Raw genomic sequence first — 18,525 nt, forward strand, 5'->3', positions numbered from 1 at the left:
GGGGCAGACTGATGACCGTGGACCGCGCCCAGCTCGCCGACTTCCTCCGCACCCGCCGGGAGAGCCTGTCCCCGGAGGACGTCGGCCTCCCCCGAGGCAGCCGGCGCCGGACCGGCGGCCTGCGCCGCGAGGAGGTGGCCGCGCTGTCCGGGATGTCGACGGACTACTACACCCGCATCGAGCAGCAGCGGGGCAGTCATCCGTCGGAGCAGATCCTGGCCGCGCTGGCCCGCGGGATGCACCTGTCGTTGGACGAACGCGACCACCTGTTCCGGCTGGCCGGTCATCCGGCGCCGGAACGGGTGCGCCGCAGCGACCACGTCGACGCCGGACTCATGCGGATCCTGGACCGGTTGTCCGACACCCCGGCAATGGTGATCGGTCCGCTCGGCGAGACGCTGCTGCAGACGCCGCCCGCCGTCGCGCTGTTCGGGAACGAGACCGAGTTCGAGGGACTGGAGAGGTACGCGCCGTTCCGGTTCTTCACCCGTAAGCAGAACCGGAACCTTTATCCCGAGGAGGACCGTTCGTTGCGGGGCCGCCAGTTCGCCGCGGACCTGCGCACGGCACTGGCCAGGGACGGCGCGGGATCGAGAGCACAGGAGGTCGTCGATGCCCTGCTGGCGCGGAGCGCGGAGTTCGCGGCCATCTGGGCCGAACACGAGGTGGGCCGCAAGCACAGTCAGCTCAAGCGACTGATCCACCCGGAGGTCGGCGAGCTCGAGGTGTACTGCCAGACCCTCTACGACATCGAGCAACTGCAGGGCCTGCTGGTCTTCACCGCCACCCCGGGCACGCCGAGTTACGAGAAGCTGCAACTGCTCTCGGTGATCGGCGCACAGATCCTGGGCAGCTGAGACGGCCCTTCAGAAGACCGACAGGCCGCGCAGCAACCCCAGCACCACCGGAGCCAGCCCGAGGCAGAGGAACGCCGGCAGGAAGCAGACCGTGAGCGGGCCGGTGATCAGCACCCCGGCCCGCCCGGCACTGCGCTCCAGGTCCTGGATTCCCCTGGCCCGCAACCGGTCCGCGTGCTCACGGACCGCCCCGGCCAGCGCGGCGCCGCCCAGCTCGGACCGGCACACCGCTGCCGCGAGCGGTGCCAGGTCGTCGTCGGATTCCGCGGCGCGCCACGCGATCTCGGCAGACGCACCCATGTCGGTGAGCGCGGCCACCGAGACCAGGGTGTCCAGCGGGCCCGTGACACCGGGCGCCCTGGGAGCCGCGCGACCGGCGAGCAGCCGCGCGACCACGCCGACGGCCCGCCCCATCGGCTGGCCCGCCGCGACACAGGCCGCGACCAGGTCCGAGCACTCCGCGAGAAGCCGCCGGTCGGACCGTTCCTGGGCCGGGGTGCGCCGAACCGGCCGCCGGTGCACCAGCACTCCGGCCAGGACCGCCGCCGGTACCGACCACCACACCTCCACGCCGAGCAGGAACCCGGTGGCCAGCATCCCGGCCGCCGCGACCACCACCTCCCGGAGTCTGGCACTGCCGGTGTGCCGACGGCCGTCCGCCGGACCCGGTCGTGGGGCGGGCCAGAGCGCCAGGGCCGCTGCGAGCAGCAGGGCCGCGATCGGCATCGGGTCGAGGGGCAAGGAATCGAGGGGCAAGGAGTCGAGGGGTAAGGGATCGAGTGCGTGCGGGCCGGCGGTCATCGCACGATCCGGGCGGTCCAGAGCAGACCGGCGCAGGTCAGCGCCACCCCGGTGAGCAGCAGGACAGCGCCCGCACCGCTGCCGGCCAGTACCGCCAGTGGGTCGGCCCCCATCCCGTAGCCGAGCAGGATCCCCAGTACCGGGAGGGCTGCCAGTACCCAGCCGGACAGCCTCGGACCGGCCAGTTGTCCGGCACGGGCCCGGCCGACGGCGGCCAGGTCGTCGAGATCCCGCGCCAGCGCCTCGAGCACGACGACCCACGGCAGTCCGAACCTCTCCGCCAGGACCCGGCCGTCGGTCAGCCGGCGGTGCACCTCGACGGCCTCCGCCGGGACCTCGGCGACCCGTAGCCCGGACTCCGGCGATGCCCCCGCGCGCAGTTCCCGGACCAACGTGCGGACCGCCGCTGCGGCCGCGTCGTCGAGTCGCCGTGCGGCCCGGGTCCGCAACTCTCCGCGGACCACCGCCACGCAACTGCCGGCCAGTAACGCGGATGCCACGGCGATCGGCACCGACCCGGCCAGCATTCCCGGTGCTGCCGCCGTGCCGGCGATCGCCGGCACGATCCACCGGCCACTGATCCGCCCGACGCCGATCGCGGCCGGCCCGGGCCCTCGGCCCGGGCGCAACGAGCGGCCGGGAGCTCGCGGACCGGGAGCCGGCCAGATCAGCAGCCCGGCGGCGACGACCAGCACCACAGTCAGCACGGCGGGTCGATCCCGCGGCCGGCCAACAGGTCCCGGAGCAGCGCCATGCCCTCGAGCACCGGCGCGCCGTCCGCGACCGCCGGGATCACTTCCACCGGGCCACCGCCGGTCCGGCGGGTGACGCCGACGGTGGACAGCACACGCCCGGTCGGGGTCCGCCGCATCTGCAGCACCACCTGCACGGCCCCGGCCAGCTGGGCGTGCAGCGCGGTCCGGTCCAACCCGGCCATCGCGGCCAACGCCTCCAACCTGGCCGGGACCTCGGCCGCAGTGTTCGCATGCAGGGTGCCGCCGCCACCCTCGTGGCCGGTGTTGAGCGCGGCGAGCAGTTCCACCACCTCAGGGCCACGCACCTCTCCCAGCACGATCCGGTCCGGGCGCATCCGCAACGCCTGCCGCACCAACTCCCGCAGCGGCACCGCGCCGGCACCCTCGACGTTGGCGATCCGGCCGACCAACCGCACAACGTGCGGGTGCGCGGGGCGTAGTTCCTCCGCGTCCTCGACGACCACCACCCGCTCTCCCTCCGGCACCGCGGCGAGCACGGCACCGAGCAGGGTCGTCTTGCCGGAACCGGTCCCACCGCCGATCAGGAAGGCCAGTCGGGCATCGATCACGGCGCGCAGCACCGGGGCGACCGCACCGGGTAGGGTGCCCGAACCGGCCAGCCGGTCCAGGTCGTGGCGGGACGGGCGGAGCACCCGGAGCGACAGGCAGGCGCCGGACACGGCGACAGGCGGGATCACCGCGTGCAGCCGGGTGCCGTCGGGCAGCCGCGCATCGACGTACGGCAGGGCCTCGTCGAGGCGGCGACCCGCGGCCGCGGCGAGCCTCCGGGCCAATCGCTGCACTGCCGCCTCATCGGGGAAGCGCACGTCGGTCGGTTCCCACCCGTCGCCGCGGTCCACCCGGACGTCGTCGGGTGCGTTCACCACGACGTCGGTGGTCCGCGGATCGGCCAGCAGTGGCTCGAGCACACCCGACCCGCGCAGCTCGTTCTCCATGATCCGCAGGAGCCGGAGCATCGCCGCATCGCTGACCGGTCCCGGCAGCTCGGCACGGAGAGCGGTGGCGATCGCGGCCCCTTCCGGCTCGGTGCGCGCGTCGGCGACCCTGCGCTGCACCGCCTCCACCAGCTCGTCGGTCACCGGCGGCAGCTCCGCCGGTGAGCCGCCCCTGGACACGCCTGCGGCCGTCATGCCACACGGTCGAGGACGCGGGCGGCCGCGACGGCCAGCGGACCGCGCCCACGGTGGCCGGGCGGGCGTCCGTGTTCCAGATCCCGGGCCAGTCCCGGCTCGGGGCGGTAGCCGGCCAGCAACTCGACCCCGAGCGCGGCGGCGATCTCCTCGGGTCCGACACCACCCGGCGCCGGACCACGCACGACCAGACCAGGTTCGGCACCGAGCGCCCGGATCCGTTCGACGGCACGCTCGGCGGCGAATCCACCGCGCACGTCCGACGTGGTGACCAGGACGACGAGATCGGCGACGCCGATCACCAGGTCCGACGCGGGCTCGGGATGCCCCGGCAGATCGGCGACGAACAGGTCACCGGCCCGCCGCACGGACCGGACCACCACCTCGACCGTCGCCGACGGAGCCGGCACCGGAGCGGTGCGGTCGTGACCCAGCACCGACACCCGTCCCCGTGCGACCGGGATCCCGGGCAGCGAGCGGTGCAGCGCCTGCGCCCCGAGGCTCCCGGTGGGCGCGTGCAACGCCTCCCAGCGTGCACCCTCCTGCTCCTCGACACCGAGCAGCAGGTCGAGCCCGGCACCCCACGGGTCGCCGTCCCCCAGCACCACCTGCCGGCCACGACCGGCCGCCACCAGTGCCAACGCCGCCGCGAACACGGAGGTGCCGACGCCACCGGCCGCTCCCGTGACCGCGACGACCCGGCCGCCCTCCGGCCCCGGTGCGGCCGCCTCGGTGAGCGCACCGACGAGGGCCGCGTCGTCGACATCGAGGTCGTGGACGGCCGACACGCCCAGCGCCAACAGCGAGGGCCAGTCGACCGGCGGACCGGAGCCGCGCCCGGGTCCGGTGACGGCGAGGACCCCGTCCCGGCGGGTCGGGGCCGACGCCAGCAGGCGGTCGGCGACGGCCGCATCCAGCAGCACCACCGGGGCGGTGCGCCAGGCCTGCCGGGACACCGGCAGCCGGCTGTGCAGCACCTCGACCTGGGCGGCCGCGGCGACACGGAGCAATTCGTCGAGGACGAGCTCGTCCTCGGTGATCAGCAGTGGCAGTCCCGACATGCCGTTCATACCAACCTGCCCCGGGCCGGCGGTGGGATCGGGCCGGCCGGCCCTGTGGACGGATCCGGGTCTGTGGACAGATCCGCACCGACAGATCGCCACGGCGCAGCGACGTCGCCGCACCCCCGGCCGCTCCGAGGAGTCCGGTCAGGCCGGGTCGCAGACCTGCCCGTCGAGGTGCCGACGGTTGGCCTCGATGACGCGGTCCAGCAGCACGCGGGTCCGCACCAACTCGTCGATCCGGGTGTCCAGCCCCTCGCGCTCCTGCACCAGGCGGTGCCAGGCCAGTTCGGTGTTCGCATCGCTCGGCGCATCGACGCATGGCAGCACCGCGGCGATGGTCCTGCTGGACAGCCCTGCGGCATAGAGGTTCTGGATGAAAGTGACCCGCTCGAGGTCCTCGTCGCCGTAGGTGCGCTGGCCCCCACTGCTGCGTGCGCTGGTCAGCAGCCCCTGCTCCTCGTAGTAGCGCAGGGACCGCACACTCACGCCGGCCCGTCCGGCGAGTTCGCCGATCCGCATCGCACCTCCCGATCGCACCTCGCACGCGAGATCCGTGACGGCGTCACGGTTCGGGCCGGCACCGGCGACGACATCCCTGTCACCGCGTGCGTTCAGAGCTTGACCCTGACGTCAATGGTAGCTCCGGAGCTTCGACCCCGGCGGGGACGAGGAACTGGGGAGTCAGGCACACCCTCCGCACGCCGGAGCGGGAGGCCAGGATCGGTGATGCCCGGAAATTGCCCGAATGAGCCGCCTGAGAATAGGGGCGGCCCCCGCCAGGGGGGGAGGCGGGGGCCGCGGGGGTTCAGCTCCGGGGGGTTGAGCTGAACCCGGGGTCGGTTCCGGGGGGGTGGGAACCGACCTCGCCAACTGTAGCGCGCGCAACCCTGTTCGGCACCCCTGTGCCATGACACAGCACCACTTTTTCTGCCCGGGAACCCGAAATCACCCGATCGGGTCTGCGTTGCTGAATCGATCCGGTGGATCCGAACAGTGTTCCGGGTTGCCGCATGCCTTCGACCGCGCTAAACCTGAATCACGGACCCCCGTTCGGCCAAGGTCTGTCGTGGAGGAGAAACGGCAGCCCACCCGTGCGGAGCTCCGGACCCGGGAGACCGGTACCCACTCACCGCTTGCACCGCGACAGGTACGTCGTGAGGTCCCACCGCGAGACTCGCGGAGTCCGATGAACGACGAGCGTGGTGAGCTTGGTAGCCGGTCAGAGCGGGTGGGAACGGCGTCGTCATGGAGTTCTCCGTGACGACGCCGTTCTTCTGTCCGGCGCGGCCGACGCCCCGGACCGCCGGCAGGCCACCCGGCGCCGTCCGTTCGGGAACGATCGGCCGGAGCCGGACGGCTGATCCCACAGCAACGCCGCAGGGCCCTTCGGGGACATGGCCACCGATCCGTGCGGCGGTCGATCGGCAACACGGACGGCACAGTGACCGGGGTGCCACCCACCCGGCCCTCCAACACACTGTCGGCCCACCGATCGGAGCGTCGCCATAACGCTGTGTTGATCTTGCCATCGGCGTGCGCAGCGCAATCCATGCTGCTGCATACAGTTGCGGGCGGCTGCGGACAACTAACCCGCGGCCGCGTCGGCGATCGTCCGGCCCTCCCGCGCACCCAGCTCGACGGCCTCGGCCACCGCAATCATCCAACCGGCGAGTCCCGCGGCCGTGCCCTCGGCATATCCGGCAGCTGCGGACGCATAGGCCGCACCGGCCCGCAGATGCCCGACTTCGGGGACGGTCAGGCCGCGTGGGTCGAGTCCGGTCGACATCATCGTCAGTCGCGCGGCCGCCCGGGCCACCACGCCGTCGGCGGTGCCGAAGGGCCGGAGGGTCAGCAGTTCCCCGTGCACCACGGCGACCAGCACGATCGGATCCCACGGGCGCCGGACGACCAGGTCCGCCACGGCGGCCAGCCGGGCCCCGATCCCCGGCTCGGACACCCGGGGGCGGCCGAGTTCGGCGCCGGGCAGGTCGGCAGCGGCCAGGGTGTGCAGCCGGGCCAGCACCTGCAGCGGTGCCCGGGACCAGGTCTCGACCGATTCCGGGAGTGCCGCTCCGACCCGGAGCGCGCCGGCGAGCACCGGGTCGTCGACGACCCCGGCATCGGCGAGGTCGGGTCCGCCGGGCAGCACCATCGACCCGCCGTCCAGTCCTGCGGAGGCGCGCGCAGCACGAACGGTGGCCACCGCGGCGGTCTTCGCAAAGCCGCGCTGGTTGGTCGGATGGCGGTGCAGCGCACGGGCTGCCGTCGTCGCACGGCCGGCGGCGTCGGCGACTCCGGGCAGGAGCAGCGGATCGGCCGGGCCCGGGCGGTCGGGCATGGACTGAGAACCTTCGGGCACGTTCGTACCGTAGCGATCGACCGCCCATCGCTCCGCCGGCACCGTCCGTCGGAACAGGACGCCCCGCAGCGCCGCTGCAGCGCGGGGAGCGGTAGTTTCGGCTGCAGGTCCTGGTGTCGCCGACGCCGGGACGTGCACAGCGCCCGACGTCGCCGCGCTGACGCCGCCGGTGGTGTCCGGCGGCGCTCACCGTAGGCAGCCAGAAGAAGGAGCCCGGTGATGGCACCCGAAACCCCTGCGTCCGCGAACACCCTGGACAACCTGTTGGTGGAGGACCGGACGTTCGCGCCGCCGGAGGCGTTGGCGGCGCACGCGAACGTGTCGGAGGAGGCCTACGCGCGGGCGGAGGCGGACCCGGAGGCGTTCTGGGCGGAGCAGGCCCGCCGGTTGCAGTGGGAGACACCGTTCACGCAGGTGCTGGACTTCTCGGATGCGCCGCACGCGACGTGGTTCGCCGACGGCACCCTGAACGTGGCGGTGAACTGCGCGGACCGGCATGTGGCGGCCGGGAACGGTGACAAGGTCGCGATCCACTGGGAGGGCGAGCCGGGCGATGCGAAGGACATCACCTACGCCGAGCTGACCGCGCAGGTGTCGAAGGCGGCGAACGCGCTGACCGAGTTGGGGTTGCGGGCCGGGGACCGGGCGGCGATCTACCTGCCGATGATCCCGGAGGCGATCTACTCGATGCTGGCCTGCGCCCGGTTGGGGGTGGCCCATTCGGTGATCTTCGGCGGGTTCTCCGCCGAGGCGCTGCGCACCCGCATCGGGGACGCCTCGGCGAAGCTGGTGATCACCTCGGACGGGCAGTTCCGCCGCGGCTCGGCCGTCCCGCTCAAGGCCGCCGTCGACGACGCGGTCGCGACGCCGGACAGCCCGGTGGAGCACGTGCTGGTGGTGCGGCGCACCGGGATCGACGTCACGTGGACCGGGCGGGACGTGTGGTGGGACGAGCTGGTGGACCGGCAGGAGCCGGTGCACCAGGCGCAGGCGTTCCCCGCCGAGCAGCCGCTGTTCATCCTCTACACCTCGGGTACCACCGGGAAACCCAAAGGGATCCTGCACACCTCGGGCGGCTACCTCACCCAGGCCTCCTGGACCCATTGGGCCGTTTTCGATCTCAAGCCCGGGTCGGATGTGTTCTGGTGCACGGCGGACATCGGCTGGGTGACCGGTCACTCGTACATCGTGTACGGGCCGCTGTCCAACGGCGCCACCCAGGTGGTCTACGAGGGCACCCCGAACAGCCCGCACGAGGGCCGGCACTGGGAGATCATCGACAAGTACAAGGTGTCGATCTACTACACCGCACCGACTCTCATCCGCACGTTCATGAAGTGGGGCCGCCAGATCCCGGAGCGCTACGACCTGTCCAGCCTGCGGGTGCTCGGCTCGGTCGGCGAACCCATCAACCCCGAGGCCTGGATGTGGTACCGCGAGGTCATCGGCAAGAACCGCTGCCCGATCGTGGACACCTGGTGGCAGACCGAGACCGGCGCGATGATGATCTCCCCGCTGCCCGGGGTCACTGCCACCAAACCCGGATCGGCGATGCGCCCGCTGCCCGGGATCTCGGCGATCGTGGTCAACGACGAGGGCGAACCGGTCGGCAACGGCGGCGGCGGCTACTTGGTGCTGGACAAGCCGTGGCCGTCGATGCTGCGCACCATCTGGGGCGACGACGAACGGTTCAAGGACACCTACTGGTCGCGGTTCGCCGCGCAGGGCTGGTACTTCGCCGGCGACGGCGCGAAGTACGACACCGACGGCGCCCTGTGGCTGCTCGGCCGGGTCGACGACGTCATGAACGTCTCCGGCCACCGCATCTCCACCACCGAGGTCGAATCGGCCCTGGTCGCGCACCCCAAGGTCGCCGAGGCCGCCGTCGTCGGCGCCAACGACGCGATGACCGGCCAGGGCATCGTCGCCTTCGTGATCCTGCGCTCCGAGGCCGCGTCGGCCACCACCGAGGACCCGGCCGCCGGCGAGGCCCTGATCGCCGAACTCCGGGGGCACGTGGGCACCCAGATCGGCCCGATCGCCCGCCCCCGCCAGGTGATGATCGTGCCCGAGCTGCCCAAGACCCGCTCCGGCAAGATCATGCGCCGACTGCTCCGCGACGTCGCCGAGAACCGTGACCTGGGCGATGTCACCACCCTGCAGGACTCCTCCGTCATGAACCTCATCACCGCAGGTCTGAGCACCGGCAAGAACGAGGACTGACCAGGGTTCGCCTGGATCGGGGAATTCGTCGCGGCCGCCGGGAACAAACCCGGCGGCCGCGGCGCTGTACCTCTTCGCCGGCCCCGGATGCGTTGGTTCCGACCTGCAGACGGTGCCTACGGGCACGGCAGTCGAGCATGGGCGATGCGGGAGGTTCGACTCCTCCCGACGGCACACACGATGCCCCGTCGGAGACGACGGGGCATCACTCGTTCTCGGACCTCCCGGACTCCACCGGCCCGCCCAACCAGTCCAGCAGTTGCAGCCAGAGCGGGGCGTAGCCGGCCCAGTCGAGGAAGGCCGGCGGGGCCCAGTGCGGCGCCAGGTCGGAGGTGAAGGCGGCGCTGCGCCCGCTGCCGTATTCGCCGAGCACCAGCAGCGGATGCCCCGCGCAGGTGGCCAGGGTGGTCGCGCCGTCCTTCGCCACCACCTCGTTGAGACCCAGCAGGGCCGGCCACTCCAGGTCCAGACCGGCGACCACCGGGTGCTCGGCAACCACCTGCGGCGCCGCGCCGCCGGGCAGTTCCACCCGGTCGTCCCGGTCGAACAGGGTCACCGGCAACGCCGGGGCCAGCGGGGACCGTCCCCAGCGGGCCTTCGCGTCGATCCCGCTGAAGGTCAGATAGCCGCCGACCATCAACAGCCCGCCACCGCCCGCCACGTAGTCGGCCACCCGGGCGGACTTGTCCGCGGTCGGGATGGAGTGGACGAACGTCTCCGGCGCCAACTGGAACGAGTTCGCCCCGACGTCGCTGATCACCACGGCCTCGTAGGACGCCAGCCCGTCGTCGGTGGCCGGGAAGCGGGTGGCGATCTCGTGCGACGGGATGTAGGTGACCTCGTGCCCGGCATCCCGCAGCACCTGCAGGAACACCCCTGCGCCCTCGGTGTAGTCGGAGGTGTAGAAGGCGTCGAAACCCTTCTGGTGCACGGTGTAGGTGAACCAGGACTCGCCGATCACCAGGATCTTGGACAACGCTCGCTCCTCTTCCTCAACAGGCCGCCGGTCCTAGTCTGGTCCGGGAGCGAAGGAGGCCGGCATGCGGGTGGTCCGTGGTGGCGATGTGCTGGACGTCCCGGTCGACGGCCCGGTGACGGTGCTGCCGGCCCGCGACGTCTGGATCGACGGGGACCGGATCGAGGCGGTGCTGCCGACCGGCGAGCGCCCGGCCGACGGTCACGAGGTCGTCGAGGCCGCCGGCCTGCTGGTGATGCCGGGGCTGGTGAACGGCCACACCCACTCCCCCATGGTGCTGATGCGCGGTGCGGCCGAGGACGTCTCGGTCGAGGACTGGTTCAACAAGCGGGTCTGGCCGATGGAGGTCAACCTGAACCGGGAGCGGGTGCGCACCGGGGCGCTGCTCGCCGCGACCGAGATGCTGCTGGGCGGGGTGACCACCTTCGCCGACCACTACTTCCACGCCGACGCCATCGCCGAAGCAGCGGTGCAGGCCGGCATCCGGGCGGTCATCGCACCCACCTTCTTCTCCGAGGGCGGCCCCACCCCGATGCCCGAGGCGATCGAAACGGCCCGCGCCATCAACGGTCTCGGCGGATTGATCACCGGCAACCTGGGTCCGCACTCGGCGTACACCGTCTCCGAGTCGGACCTGACGGCCACCGCGGCGATCGCTGCCGCGGAGGGCCTGCGCATCCATCTGCACGCCTCGGAGAACATCCAGCAGACCCGGTCCAGTCTCGACCGGCTCGGTGTCACCCCGATCGAGGTGCTGCGCCGGACCGGGGTCCTCGATGCCGGAGCGCTCATCGCGCACGGCTGCGGCATCGTGCCGGAGGACGCGGAGGCGCTGGCCGCACACGCGTCCCGGACCGGCGTCGCCAGCTGCCCGAAGGTGTATCTCAAGCACGCACTCGCCCCGGTGACCCCGATCCCGTTGCTCCAACGGTGCGGGGTGGCCGTCGGCGCCGGTACCGACGGCGCCGCCGGCCACACCACCCTCGACGTGTGGGAGTCGCTGCGCCTGGTGGCGATGACGCAGAAGTACCAGGAGGCGGACGGCACCTACCTCACCTGCGGCGAGACGCTCCGGTTGGCCACCCGGGGCGGCGCGACGGCGGTCGGCCTCGGCCACGAGATCGGTGCGATCGAGCCGGGCCTCAAGGCCGACCTGGCCCTGGTGGACCTCACCGGACTGCACCTGCAACCGGTGCACGACCCGCTCGCAGCGTTGGTCTACGCGGTCGGGCCGCGGGACGTGCACACGGTGATCGTGAACGGCCGGACCGTGGTCGCCGACCACCGGCCGGTCACCGTCGACACCGACCGGCTGCGCTCCGACGTCGCCGCCGTGGCCACGGCTCTCGTCGACACCTCGCACGGCCGTTCGGTCCAGCACTACGCGCCCTGAGCCGCCGGGTCACGCTCCCTGGGGCACCATGCCCGCCCGGTACGCGGCACCCGGATGACCGGAGCCGAGCCAGCGCTGACCGGCGCCGAACAGGTGCTCGCGCAGGGTGTCGCCCTGGTACTCGGTCCGCGCCAACCCCCGCTCCCGCATGACCGGGAGGACGAGATCGATGAAGTCGTCGTAGGTCCCGGGCGTCAGGTGCGGTTCCAGCAGGAACCCGTCGACGCCGGTGCGGGCCACGTAGTCCTGCATCTCGTCGACCACCTCGGACGGTGCGCCGGCCATGATCCCGCCGCGCAGCCCGCGCTTGCGGATCTCGTCCAGGATCGCGCCGACCGTCGGCTCGGCGCGGCCGTCGGCCCCGCGGAACCGGTCGATGTTGCTCTGCCCCTGCTCACCGGAGACCTCGATCTGGGACAGCCCGCGGGTCGGGTCCAGCTCCAGCAGGTTGATCCCGGTGTTGCCCGCGTAGACCGCCGCGGCGCCCTCGGCCGAGGACATCGCCCACATCTCCGCACGCTTGGCGATCGCCTCGTCGTGGGTCGGTGCGGTCAGCACGGTCATCCCGACCAGGATCTTGATGCCGTCCGGATCGCGACCGAAACCGACGGCCTGGCTGCGGATGTCGGCGACCGTCGCAGCGACGGCCTCCACCGTGGTGCCCTGGACGAACACGCACTCGGCGTTGCGGGCGGCGTAGGTACGCCCGCGTCCGGAGCTGCCGGCCTGGAACAGCACCGGGCTGCGCTGCGGCGACGGCTCGACCACGTGCATTCCGGTCGATCGGTGGTAGGGGCCCTGGTGGACCAGCGGGTGGACCCGGGCCGGGTCGACGTAGACACCGGCCTCCTTGTCGGCCCGGACGGCACCCGGCTCCCAGGTCGATTCCCACAACTTCAGACTGAGATCCAGGTAGTCGTCCGCCCTGTCGTACCGGTCGTCGTGCGCGATCATCTCCCGGCCGAACAGCTCCGCGGCCGCGGCCTGCGAGCTGCCGGTGACGATGTTCCAGCCGATCCGACCGCCGGTGAAGTGGTCCAGGGTGCTGAAGCGGCGGGCGTTCGCCACCGGCTCTTCGAAGACCGTCGACGCGGTGACCGCGAACCCGAGCTTCTCGGTCGCGGCGGCCAGTGCCGTGATCACCAGCATCGGGTCGGCGTTCGGGAAGTTCATCGCGTCCCGGAACGCGACGTCCGGGATCCGGCCGTCCACCGTCGGGTAGCCGTAGGAATCCGCGAAGAACAGGAAGTCCAGCTTCGCGTCCTCGAACTTGCGGGCCAGGCCCAGCCAGTGGTCCAGGGTCAGGTAGTCGACCCCGCGGTTGTCCGGGTGTTTCCACGACTGACCGCTGAACCCGTTGGGCAGCATGTACTGGAAGACGCCGAGCACCAGCGGGGACATCAGGCGGCCAGCCAGTTCTCGACGGCGAGCAGGGCAGAGTCCTTGGCGGCCGTCGGCATCGCGGAGAACTCGATCGAGGTGCGGGCGATCAGCGCCAGCGTCGTGTCGTCGAACCCGAGCACCTCGCGGGCCAGCACGTACTCCCCCAGGATGGTCGCGTCGAACAGCAGTGGATCGTCGGCGTTCAGGGTGACCGGCACCCCGGCCGCCATCAGCTCCCGGATCGGGTGGGCGGTGGTGTCCGGCACCACCCCGAGCAGCCGGTTGGAGGTCGGGCAGATGTCCAGGCAGATGCGCTGCGCGGCCAGCCGTTCGACCAGTCCGGGCACCTCCCCGGCGCGCACCCCGTGGGCCACCCGCACCGCGCCGAGCTGCTCGACCGCGTCCAGCACGTGCCGGCCCTCGTCGAGTTCCCCGGCGTGCGGCACCGAGCGCAGCCCACCGGCCCGGGCGATGGCGAAGGCCTCGACGAAATCCGTCGGCGGGTGGTCGATCTCGTCGTTGTGCAGGCCGATCCCGACGACACCGAGCGGTGCCAGCTCGACGGCCAGCCGGGCCACCTCCGCCGCGGCGTCGGCGTCGTCGATCACCCGGTCGATGGCCGAGACGAACCCGATCCCGACGCCGTGCCGGGCGGCCGCCTCGGTGAACACCTCGATGACAGTGGTCCACACGTCGCGGTCGGTGCCGAAGTGGTCGCGGTAGCGGGCCGCCCAGAAGGCCGGCTCGATGTGCACGCACCCCTCGGCGGCGGCGTCGGTCAGCATCTCGTCGGCCAGCCGCTCCCAGTCCGCCCGGGTCTGCAGCACCTCGGTGGCCAGCTCGTACGTCCCGGCGAACGCGGTGAAGTTGCCGTAGCCGCCGATCACCGGCACCTCCAGCCCCTTCTGTGCGGCGAGGTCCACCAGGGTGGAGTGGCGCATCCCGGCCTCGAGGTGCAGGTGCAGGTGGGCCTTGGGCAGGGTGCCCAGGTCACGCATGGACGCCTCCGTTCAGCAGTGCGGTCAGATGGTCGACGAGCTCGTGGAAGTCGGGCGTGCGCAGCAGGTCCGCGCTGCGCGGGCGGTCGAAGGTGACCGGCACGTCGGCGATCACCCGGCCCGGTCGGCCGGACATCACCACGACCCGGTCGGCGAGCAGTACCGCCTCGTCGACGGAGTGGGTGACCAGCAGGGTGGTCGGTGCCTGCTCCGCCCAGATGCGCAGCAGCTCGAGATTCAGCCGGCGGCGGGTCATGTCGTCCAGCGCGCCGAACGGCTCGTCCAGCAGCAGCACCCGCGGGTTGCCGACCAGCGCCCGCGCGATGGCGCAGCGCTGCCGCATCCCGCCGGAGAGCTGTGCCGGGCGCGCCTTCTCGAACCCGCCGAGGCCGACCAGGTCGATCAGTGCGGCCACCCGGGCCGGGATGTCGCTGCCGCCCATCACCTCGAGCGGGAGCCGGATGTTCTGCTCGACGGTGCGCCAGGGCAGCAGCGCCGGATCCTGGAAGGCGATGCCCAGTCGGTGCGCCGCCCGGGCCTCGGCCGGCGACCCGCCGAGCACCTCGACGGTGCCGGAGGTCGGCGACTCGAACCCGCCGAGCATCCGCAGCACGGTGGACTTCCCGCAGCCGGACGGCCCGAGCACGGCCACGAAGGCGCCCTCCGCGACGTCCAGGTCGAAGTCCTCCAGCGCGACCACCGGGCGGCGGCGGACGGTGAACTCCTTGGCCACACCGGTGAGCCGGAGGCCGTGGGCTGGTTGCTGGGTGTTCACGAGGGCGTGTCTCTCAATCCCGGATCGTCGCGAGCGACGTCCTGTTGGGCCGGCGGCAAGGCGGTCGAGGAGCTGGGAATCCTGGTTGGCTTTCCGACCTGGCAAACATCTGTCAAACGAATCCGACTGTTTTCAGGGCGGTGCGCAGCAGATTCGGGGTTGGGAGACACGCCCTACGCTCCGAATCGGCGGCGGGTGAAGCGTTCCACGAGCCCGACGGCCGAGTACGCGAGGACGGACAGCAGGGTGACGACGGCGGCGACCGACCAGAGCAGGCTGAACTCCAGCTTGCCGCGGGCCTGCAGGATCAGCTCGCCGACACCGGTGCCCAGCGCCAGGTACTCGGCGAGGATGACACCGAGCAGTGCCCGCGGGATCGCCAGCCGGGCGGACTCGACCAGGTGCGGGATCGCCCCCGGCGCGGCCACCTTCCACAGCACGGTCCACCGGGACGCGGCGTAGACGTCGAGCACCTCGGTGGCCGCACGCGGCGTCGCGCGCAGGCCCTGCGCGACGGTGACGAAGCTGGGGAAGAACGTCACCGAGGTGGTGATGGCCAGCACGGTGAGGTCCCCGCGGCCGAGCACGATCACCAGCAGCGGGGTCAGCGCGACCAGGGGCATGGACTGCGAGACCAGCGCGACCGGCAGCAGCGCCGAGGACAGCGCCCGCGACATGCTGAGCACCACGGCCAGGCCGAACGCCAGGGCCAGCCCGCAGACCAGGCCGAGCGCGGTCCGCGGCAGCGTCACGGCCAGCGCGTCGAGGAACATCTCCCGGTGGTCGGCGGCCTTCGGGCCGTCGACCAGGTACCGCCAGACGTCGTCCGGTCCCTTGGCGAAGGTGGGCGGCAGGTCGGTGGCCCACAGGTAGCCGATCCAGGCGCCGAGCACCACCAGTACGGACAGCGCCGACCAGACCGGCTCCGGGAGCCCGCCGACCCGTTCGTCCGCGGGGACCGCACCGACCCCGACCGTCGGGTCCTGCTGGCGCGCCGCGACCAGGCGGCCGATCAGCGCCAGCACGCCGTAGCAGGCGGCGGCGATCGCGGTGGCGAACAGCCCGACCGCCCAGAGCCGTTCCGGGAACGCCTGCGGCATGGTGGCCACCAGCAGCACGCCGAGACCCTTGCTGCCGCCGAGGAACTCGCCGAGCATCGCACCGAGCACCGCCGCCGGCGCGGCGACCCGCATGCCGGCCAGCAGGTCCGGGACGCAGGCCCGCAGCTGCACCTTGCGCAGCACCGTCCAGCGGTTGCCGCCCATGCCGCGCACCACGTCCTGCTGGATGCCCTGGGCGGACCGCAGGCCGATGGTGGTGCTGATGTATGTCGGGAAGACCACCGCGAGGGAGGCCAGGACCACCTTGGGGGTGTCACCGCCGAAGGAGACGCCGATGATCGGTGCGAGGACGATCAGCGGCAGGCAGTAGATGGTGACCAGCAGTCCGCGGGAGAGCCGGCCCAGTACCGGCACCAGATTGAACAGCACCGCGAGCAGGACCGCCGCGGCGTTGCCGTAGACGAAGCCGAGCGCCGCGTTCTCCAGGGTCAGGGAGGCGTTGGACAGCAACAGGTCCCGGTCCCGCCAGGCCTGGGCGGCGATGGCGGTGGGCGCCGGGAACACACCGTCCGAGGACGGCAGCCGACCGATGATCTCCCAGATCGCCAGCAGGCCGAGCAGTGCGAGCGCGGACATCCGGTGGGTGGCGACCGCGGCCACCCAGGGCCGTCGCCGACCACCGCCGCACGGCCCGGCGACCGTGGTCACCGGGTCCGTGCGCGGCGAGGTCGACGACGGCAGGGTCACCGGATCAGATCTCCTCGAGCAGCGAGGTGTCGAACAGCGACGCGTCGACCTGGATGCCGAAGCGCTGCAGCGTCTCGATGTTCGCGTCGATGTCATCGGCGGTCATCGCGTAGACGCCGTCCGGGTGCTCGATCAGGTCCTGCTGCGCCTTGTTGAAGTACTCCTCGTTCGCGGCCGACCGGCCGGTGTCCTTGCCGAAACCTTCCTTCAGCAGCGGGATGTAGGCGGTGGTGTCCTTGAAGTTCTCGTCCCAGCCCTGCCGGCTGGCGCGCAGGAACGACACCAGCTCGGCGCGGTGCTCGGCCAGGTACTCCTCCTGGACCACCACGGCGTCGTTGTAGAGCTTCAGCCCGTAGTCGTAGAGCAGGAACGACGTCGGGTCGCCGCCCTTCTCCTGGATGGTGAACGGCACGTTGGTGACGAAGTCGCCGGAGGCGTCGATCTCGCCCTCCAGCAGCGGCGTCGGGTCGTAGGCGTAGGGCACGATCGTGACGTCGGCGATGTCCAGGTTGTTGGCCGCGAACAGCGCCTCAAAGGTGATCTGACCGACCGGTGCGATGGCCAGGGTGCGGCCGATCAGGTCCTTCGGCTCGGTGATGTTGTTGGCCTTCAGCGACACCACGCCGGCCGGGTTCTTCTGGTACTGGGTGCCGATGATCTTGAGCTTGGCACCCTCGTCGGCGACCAGCTTCGCCACGCCCTCGACCGTGGTCAGCGCCACCTCGGCCTGGCCGGCCAGCAGCGTGGTCTCCGGGATGACGTCCGGACCGCCGGGCAGGTAGGTGTAGTCGAGGCCGGCGGCGGAGTAGTAGCCCTTGTCGAGAGCGATGTAGTAGCCCATGAACTCGGCGTCACTGACCCACGCGGACTGCATGCGCAGCGGGGTCAGCGTGGCCGGGGCGGACCCGCTGGTCGCGCTGCCCGTACCGGAGGCAGCGGGGGTGGCGGCCTCGTCCGAACCGCAGGCCGCGAGCAGGCCGGCAGGCCCCAGCATGGCCAGTGCGCCGGCACCCATCCCGGTGCGGCGCAGGAACTGTCGACGATCGATCACGGGCGTGGTCCTTCTTGGCTGGGAGGGAACTGCGGGGGTTCGGGGCGGCCGGGCCGCTGCGGAGGTGGCTTGTCAGGCGGGCGGTGAGTCGGGTGCGGGGTCAGGACATGGCGCCGGCGCGCAGCAGGGCCAGTTCGACGACCGGCGGCATACCGGCGGCCCTGGCCACGGTGAGCAGCGGCCAGAGCACCCTGCCCGGTGACCGGTGAACCGCGACCTGCTCGACGCCGGTCGGCGTCACCACCAGGTCCAGCGGCACGTCGTGCTCGGCCACCGGGACCCGGACCGCCAGCCGCTGGCAGTCGTGCACCACGCCGACGACCACGGGATCATCGGCCAGGGCACCGATCTCGGAGAGCATCGCCCACTCCAGGTCGAAGTAGCCGTGGCCCTTGCCGAGCCGGACACCACCGTCGGCGACCGCGCCGGCCCCGGTGACCAGCAGCGAGACACCTGCGCCCGCGAGCTCCGCGAGCCGGACCACCGGCGCCACCTCGTGCAACCAGTCCATGGTCGCGGCCTGCTCGGCACCACCGTCCGGCAGTTGGTCCGGCCGGACCCGGCGGAATCCGGTGGAGATGCCGAAACTGGTCACCACCAGCGTCTTCCCGTCCTCCAGGACCCGTTGGCGGAGCAGCCCGGTGCTCTCGTCCGGGGTGACGAAGACGGTGTGCGCGGCCCGGTAGGCGGGCAGCTCGCGGATCAGCTCCGCGGTCGTCCCGGATCCCTCGAAGTCGGCGATGAAGTTGTCGAAGTCGAAGCCCAGCAACGGATGTGGCCGGGCGACCTGGCGCAGTGCAGGCCACACCCTGGTGCGCAGCGCATCCTGGGCGGCCTTCGCCTCGGCGACCGATCCGACCGATCCGTCGGACGCCGGGCGGGCCGGCGAGGTAGCGTCGGTCAGGGAAGTCATACGTATGACCATAGGACC

16 protein-coding genes are annotated in these 18,525 nt (G+C 72.0%); 3 read left to right on the top strand and 13 right to left on the bottom strand.

Going from position 1 to position 18,525, the window contains the following annotated elements; all coding sequences use genetic code 11:
- Positions 1–17: 17 nt before the first annotated feature.
- Entirely contained in the window at positions 18–857 is an 840-nt protein-coding gene (locus GIS00_RS24170; protein ID WP_407666921.1) for a helix-turn-helix transcriptional regulator, read from the top strand.
- A 9-nt stretch (positions 858–866) separates the two neighbouring features.
- Here GIS00_RS24170 and GIS00_RS24175 read toward each other — a convergent pair whose 3' ends face one another.
- The 6 genes from GIS00_RS24175 to GIS00_RS24200 form a co-directional block, all read right to left on the bottom strand.
- On the bottom strand, positions 867–1,583 hold the full coding sequence (locus tag GIS00_RS24175; protein ID WP_196073437.1) for a type II secretion system F family protein: 717 nt from the start codon (positions 1,581–1,583) through the stop codon (positions 867–869).
- Positions 1,584–1,654: 71 nt separating this feature from the next.
- Positions 1,655–2,365, bottom strand: coding sequence for a type II secretion system F family protein (locus GIS00_RS24180; protein WP_154771044.1), 711 nt, complete (start codon positions 2,363–2,365; stop codon positions 1,655–1,657).
- Positions 2,359–3,564, bottom strand: coding sequence for a TadA family conjugal transfer-associated ATPase (locus GIS00_RS24185; RefSeq protein ID WP_154771045.1), 1,206 nt, complete (start codon positions 3,562–3,564; stop codon positions 2,359–2,361). Before GIS00_RS24185 ends, GIS00_RS24180 begins: the two co-directional genes overlap by 7 nt.
- On the bottom strand, positions 3,561–4,625 hold the full coding sequence (gene ssd / locus GIS00_RS24190) for a septum site-determining protein Ssd (RefSeq protein ID WP_196073438.1): 1,065 nt from the start codon (positions 4,623–4,625) through the stop codon (positions 3,561–3,563). The genes GIS00_RS24185 and ssd overlap by 4 nt, the downstream gene beginning before the upstream one ends.
- Positions 4,626–4,772: 147 nt before the next feature.
- Positions 4,773–5,147, bottom strand: a complete 375-nt coding sequence (locus GIS00_RS24195) for a MerR family transcriptional regulator (protein ID WP_154771047.1) — start codon at positions 5,145–5,147, stop codon at positions 4,773–4,775.
- Between the two features lie 1,066 nt (positions 5,148–6,213).
- Complete coding sequence (locus tag GIS00_RS24200) at positions 6,214–6,966, bottom strand: Fic family protein (protein ID WP_154771048.1); 753 nt, start codon at positions 6,964–6,966, stop codon at positions 6,214–6,216.
- A gap of 240 nt (positions 6,967–7,206) precedes the next feature.
- Here GIS00_RS24200 and acs point away from each other — a divergent pair, with 240 nt between their 5' ends.
- Positions 7,207–9,210 carry an acetate--CoA ligase gene (gene acs / locus GIS00_RS24205; protein WP_154771049.1) on the top strand — a complete coding sequence of 668 codons (2,004 nt, stop codon included), beginning with the start codon at positions 7,207–7,209 and terminating at the stop codon, positions 9,208–9,210.
- A 205-nt stretch (positions 9,211–9,415) separates the two neighbouring features.
- Here acs and GIS00_RS24210 read toward each other — a convergent pair whose 3' ends face one another.
- Positions 9,416–10,186 carry a glutamine amidotransferase gene (locus tag GIS00_RS24210; protein ID WP_154771050.1) on the bottom strand — a complete coding sequence of 257 codons (771 nt, stop codon included), beginning with the start codon at positions 10,184–10,186 and terminating at the stop codon, positions 9,416–9,418.
- 64 nt (positions 10,187–10,250) lie between these two features.
- Here GIS00_RS24210 and GIS00_RS24215 point away from each other — a divergent pair, with 64 nt between their 5' ends.
- Entirely contained in the window at positions 10,251–11,579 is a 1,329-nt protein-coding gene (locus GIS00_RS24215; protein ID WP_154771051.1) for an amidohydrolase family protein, read from the top strand.
- Positions 11,580–11,588: 9 nt separating this feature from the next.
- Here GIS00_RS24215 and GIS00_RS24220 read toward each other — a convergent pair whose 3' ends face one another.
- From GIS00_RS24220 to GIS00_RS24245, 6 genes are all read right to left on the bottom strand, one after another.
- Entirely contained in the window at positions 11,589–12,980 is a 1,392-nt protein-coding gene (locus GIS00_RS24220) for an NtaA/DmoA family FMN-dependent monooxygenase (protein ID WP_154771052.1), read from the bottom strand.
- Positions 12,980–13,960 (bottom strand): adenosine deaminase, encoded by a 981-nt coding sequence (gene add, locus GIS00_RS24225; protein ID WP_154771053.1) that lies wholly within the window; start codon positions 13,958–13,960, stop codon positions 12,980–12,982. The genes GIS00_RS24220 and add overlap by 1 nt, the downstream gene beginning before the upstream one ends.
- Positions 13,953–14,735 (bottom strand): ABC transporter ATP-binding protein, encoded by a 783-nt coding sequence (locus GIS00_RS24230; RefSeq protein ID WP_322098386.1) that lies wholly within the window; start codon positions 14,733–14,735, stop codon positions 13,953–13,955. The genes add and GIS00_RS24230 overlap by 8 nt, the downstream gene beginning before the upstream one ends.
- A gap of 173 nt (positions 14,736–14,908) precedes the next feature.
- Positions 14,909–16,543 carry an ABC transporter permease gene (locus tag GIS00_RS24235; RefSeq protein WP_196073439.1) on the bottom strand — a complete coding sequence of 545 codons (1,635 nt, stop codon included), beginning with the start codon at positions 16,541–16,543 and terminating at the stop codon, positions 14,909–14,911.
- Between the two features lie 4 nt (positions 16,544–16,547).
- Positions 16,548–17,594: an ABC transporter substrate-binding protein gene (locus GIS00_RS24240; protein WP_154771056.1), complete on the bottom strand. Its 1,047-nt coding sequence runs from the start codon at positions 17,592–17,594 to the stop codon at positions 16,548–16,550.
- Between the two features lie 100 nt (positions 17,595–17,694).
- On the bottom strand, positions 17,695–18,507 hold the full coding sequence (locus GIS00_RS24245; RefSeq protein ID WP_196073440.1) for a 5-formyltetrahydrofolate cyclo-ligase: 813 nt from the start codon (positions 18,505–18,507) through the stop codon (positions 17,695–17,697).
- Positions 18,508–18,525: the final 18 nt, after the last annotated feature.

This window comes from Nakamurella alba (genome assembly GCF_009707545.1).
GTDB lineage: Bacteria > Actinomycetota > Actinomycetes > Mycobacteriales > Nakamurellaceae > Nakamurella > Nakamurella alba.